The 4,058-nt window shown below is 37.8% G+C and carries 2 protein-coding genes and 2 pseudogenes; 2 read left to right on the plus strand and 2 right to left on the minus strand.

Annotated features, from left to right (window positions below; all coding sequences use genetic code 11):
* Nucleotides 1-72: 72 nt before the first annotated feature.
* Together ACFINU_RS09195 and ACFINU_RS09200 are read left to right on the plus strand one after the other, a co-directional pair.
* Nucleotides 73-834: pseudogene (locus tag ACFINU_RS09195) on the plus strand (PBSX family phage terminase large subunit); the annotation flags it as partial.
* Nucleotides 819-1,223 (plus strand): annotated as a pseudogene (locus ACFINU_RS09200) (phage portal protein); the annotation flags it as partial. The pseudogenes ACFINU_RS09195 and ACFINU_RS09200, both read left to right, overlap by 16 nt.
* Nucleotides 1,224-2,598: 1,375 nt before the next feature.
* Here ACFINU_RS09200 and ACFINU_RS09205 read toward each other — a convergent pair.
* Nucleotides 2,599-3,378: a hypothetical protein gene (locus ACFINU_RS09205; protein ID WP_375618878.1), complete on the minus strand. Its 780-nt coding sequence runs from the start codon at nt 3,376-3,378 to the stop codon at nt 2,599-2,601.
* Nucleotides 3,379-3,491: 113 nt separating this feature from the next.
* Entirely contained in the window at nt 3,492-3,830 is a 339-nt protein-coding gene (locus ACFINU_RS09210) for a hypothetical protein (RefSeq protein ID WP_375618877.1), read from the minus strand.
* Nucleotides 3,831-4,058 lie beyond the last annotated feature (228 nt).

The following is a 4,058-nucleotide window of genomic DNA, read 5'->3' on the forward strand; positions in this document are numbered from 1 at the left end:
GAATCCTACGTTATTCGAGACTCTCATTCAATATGCAAAGCAGTGAATTATCATTATAAATCAATATCTTGAACAGATAATCCAAAGTTTCCCAAGATCTTGAATGAAGCGCGGCTTGATGATTTGAGAAACCGTCCAGAAACCTATAAGCATGTATGGGAAGGGGCTTATCTTACAGCGGTTCAAGGCGCTTACTATCAGAGGGAAATGTTGGCAGCCGAGCAAGAGGAACGGATAGGGCGTGTTGCGCGTGATCCTTTAATGCAGATACGGGCTTTTTGGGATATTGGGGGTACGGGTGCTAAGGCAGATGCGACAGCGATATGGATAGCGCAATTTGTTGGTAGAGAGATCAGAGTGCTTGATTATTATGAAGCACAAGGGCAGCCGTTATCCGAACATATCGGTTGGTTACGTCAGAATGGTTATGAGAAGGCATTGATGGTTCTCCCCCATGATGGGGCAACGAGAGACCGTGTGCACAATGTGAGTTTTGAGAGTGCTTTAAATGATGCGGGCTTTGAAACACAGGTCATTCCTAATCAAGGGGCTGGTGCTGTCAAAATGCGTATCGAGGCGGTGCGGCGTATTCTCCCCTCTGTTTGGTTTAATGAGGAGACGACCGTAGCGGGTCGTAAGGCATTGAACTGGTATCACGAGAAATGGGATGAGAAGCGCAATATTGGTTTGGGCGCCGAGCATGATTGGTCCAGTCATGGTGCAGATGCCTTTGGGTTAATGTGTGTGGGGTATGAGCAGCCGATGCAGAAACAGAAGAGACCAGCTTATAGCGGTAGAGAAGCTTATGAAAGCACGTCGTGGATGGCAGAATGATGGATGATGAAGAGCATTTAGAAAAAGAAAGTAACGCATCAGATCTGTCGACAGAAGGTTTGTTTCGCAAGCTTGTGGGGTGGTACAAAGAAGATGTGGAGCACGTGAACAAATGGCGTGAACATGCAAGGGAGGATTTCCAATTTTACAATGGTGATCAGTGGAATGATCAAGATTTAGCGGCTTTAAAAGAACAACGCCGCCCCGTTATGACGTTTAATCGCATTGCACCACTGGTTAATGCCGTTGTGGGTTCAGAAAGAAATAATAAGCGAGAAGTGCAATTTATTCCTCGTCAGATAGGGAAGGCATTGCCCAGTGAATTGCTTACGGGAGCAGCAGAATGGTTTCGCGATATGGCACACGCTGAATATGCGGATGATTCAGCATCATATCAAAAAACACAATAAAGTCAATATGTTGTTTGCAATTATTTTATATGAATCCACTCAAGAATCCATCTTTTTGTGCATGTTTAAATTGACCATTTTTTATAAACAATTGCCATGTATGAATAGACCATAAAAAGCAAATCATGATGTAAATATTATAACGCATGTAAACGTTTATATAAAATGAAAAGCAGATATCATTCATAACAGTTTATAAATTTTATGATACGTTTTTTTATCACAGCACAAATCACATTGTTTAAAAATTTAGTTGTTTGAAATTATCGATAACATAAATCGCATACGTTTAAAGATCCCATCTTGTTTTAAAGATTGGTTTGTTAATAGCATGATAAAAACATAAAATTACAGTTCTCAAAATTGAGAATCGTAAAATCTAAAAATGCTATAGCAATACCTTATTACCTATTAGAGGTAATCGTTTGAAACTGTTATAAGGTAAATTGTATCAAAAGATACGCATTTATAGAAAATGCAGATCATATAATTTTCCCCAAAATTGGGGAAAACCTTTAAAATGGCATTAAAGAAATTAACTGTTTGAAGCCGTCATAAGCTTATAGGTTTAATTCATAAAGATTGCACAAAGGATTTAAAGAGAAGATAGATTTTAAAACCACGGTATTTTTTACCGAGGTAGGAAATAAAGGTCATGAAATTCAAAACATTATATCTTATGAAATCAAAAGCCTTTTAATGAATATAGTGCATAGCTAGTTTTGAAGAACGCAACTGTATTCGCTTCCACAAAAAAATGGAAGCGAACAATGCCATGGCAGTAGAATTACTATCTACTTTAGACTTGGTACTAAGAAATGTTTTAAAAGTTATAGTTTAACAATACGCTTATGAGAGCCTCTCTAAGTGAACGTTTAAACGTTTGAAACTGATGTTTATAACAGTTTTTAAAGCCTTGCGTTTGATAAAAACGTTTGTTTATTGTCTTATGAGAGATTGTTTTGAAAACCAATGTTTGTCATGTAAAAAGAACGTTTTTAAAAAAGACATTTGTTTAATAGGCATTTGCTTTTGATTGTCTTGAGAAAGCTACCAAGCGTTTTGATTTGTTTGATACGTTTGAGAGCAACAAAAAGCGTTTATAGGCTTTCTCATTCAAATGAGTGATTAAAGATCATACGCATCATACATTTCTTTTGATAAGTTTTCATATCTTGAATAGAGCGCTTGTAATATAATACGTTTTGTATATATGCGTTCATGACTCCATTTGAAATGATTCATAAGGGTAGACATTTGAAAGCCGCGTCATATCACTTGGCACGGCTTTCTTTTATGAATACTCTCTTTTATGATGGAGTTATCTTATTAAAAGGCACCCCCATGCCTATTTTTATTCTGTTTTATCAACAATCTTGACCACATTATCGCTTTCATAAACCTCATAATTTTGAGCAACTGATTTTACATTGCTTTGTTTATCTATTTTTGCTTTTCCATAGGCACGACCATAGACTTTTACAGAACCAGAGATTTTTGCATTCCCATAAACAGAGCCATAAATCGCAGCCCGCCCACTCACAAGAGCAGAGCCGTAAACCTTGCCATAAATCTTTGCAAAGCCTTTGATAGTAGCTTGTCCATAAATTTTTGCACTGTTGTAAATACAAGCAGAGCCAGAAACCTTTGAATGACCATAGATCCTAGCATGATCATAAACAAAAACATCATGAGAAACGCGCGCATGTTGATAAATATGGGAATTGCTATAAACGCGGGCGTGATCACAGACATGCGCCTTGCCATAGATATTACCAGCCACATGAACACTCCCATAGACACACGCATGATCATAAACTTTAGCATATCGAGTGATTAAAGCCTTTCCATAGACCTCAGCATTCCCATAGACCCGCCCCCGCACATGAGACAAATGACGTACTTTAGCATGATCAGAAACATGAGCATAGCCATAGATACAAGCCTCATCATAGACCCAGCAATTGCCATAATGAGATAAGTTCCCTTCATTTTCGATATAGCCACCAAGATCCCCCGCCTTGACATCATCAAAATCTCTTAAAGCCCGAATGCGATAAAGGTTTATAATTTGCTTAGTAAGTCTTTCTTTAATTTGTTTGATTTGATTGGTTAATTCATATTTTTTGCACATAGAGATACCCTCACAATCTAATGTGATAAACGTTTTCTAAAATTTGAAATGGGAAATTTGGTTGGAAAGCAGGCGCCCCCGCCGCGCCCGCATTTTATTTACGTTACATTAGGTTAGACCCATACAATTTCTAACTCGCCATAAGGAGAGAGACGTTCAGTATAGGTTTTTATTTTAGTAGAGCCGCCGACATTTTCACGAATAACAGCAATGCCATGGATATGAGCATTTTCATAAATATGCACGTCATTTGCTATACGCGCGTTTTCATAAACCCTAGCATCATCATAAACCCAGCAATTGCCATCATGCGATAGGTTATCTTCCTTTTCAACAAAACCGCCTAGATCACCAGCCTTAATATCAGAAAAGTCTTTTAAAGTTTTAATGCGATAAAGAATTTGATTACTAATTACACGCGTTTCATTTGTGAGTGCAAACTTTTTTTGCATAGCACAATTCCTTTATAAAAAGATTTAAATTTTAAAATGAGATGTTTAAAGAGAGGCGCCCCCGCCGCGCCCGCGCGTTATTTAAGCAGCATCATTTTCATATTCGCTGTCATTATCATCGTCATAATACCCCTCACAATCAGCATAATACTCATGACGGTAATAATCATCTTCACTCCCAAATTCTGGATATGCCTCATCCCAAATATGATCATCTGCTGTTAAAGA

Origin of the sequence: Bartonella sp. AC130YNZD (assembly GCF_042196865.1) — a bacterium.
In the GTDB taxonomy this organism is placed as follows: Bacteria; Pseudomonadota; Alphaproteobacteria; order Rhizobiales; family Rhizobiaceae; genus Bartonella.

What these genes read in the sequence shown, in the direction of transcription:
- ACFINU_RS09205 (WP_375618878.1), bottom strand. Translation starts at nt 3,378, where the DNA reads ATGTGCAAAAAATATGAATTAACCAATCAAATCAAACAAATTAAAGAA.
- ACFINU_RS09210 (WP_375618877.1), bottom strand. Translation starts at nt 3,830, where the DNA reads ATGCAAAAAAAGTTTGCACTCACAAATGAAACGCGTGTAATTAGTAAT.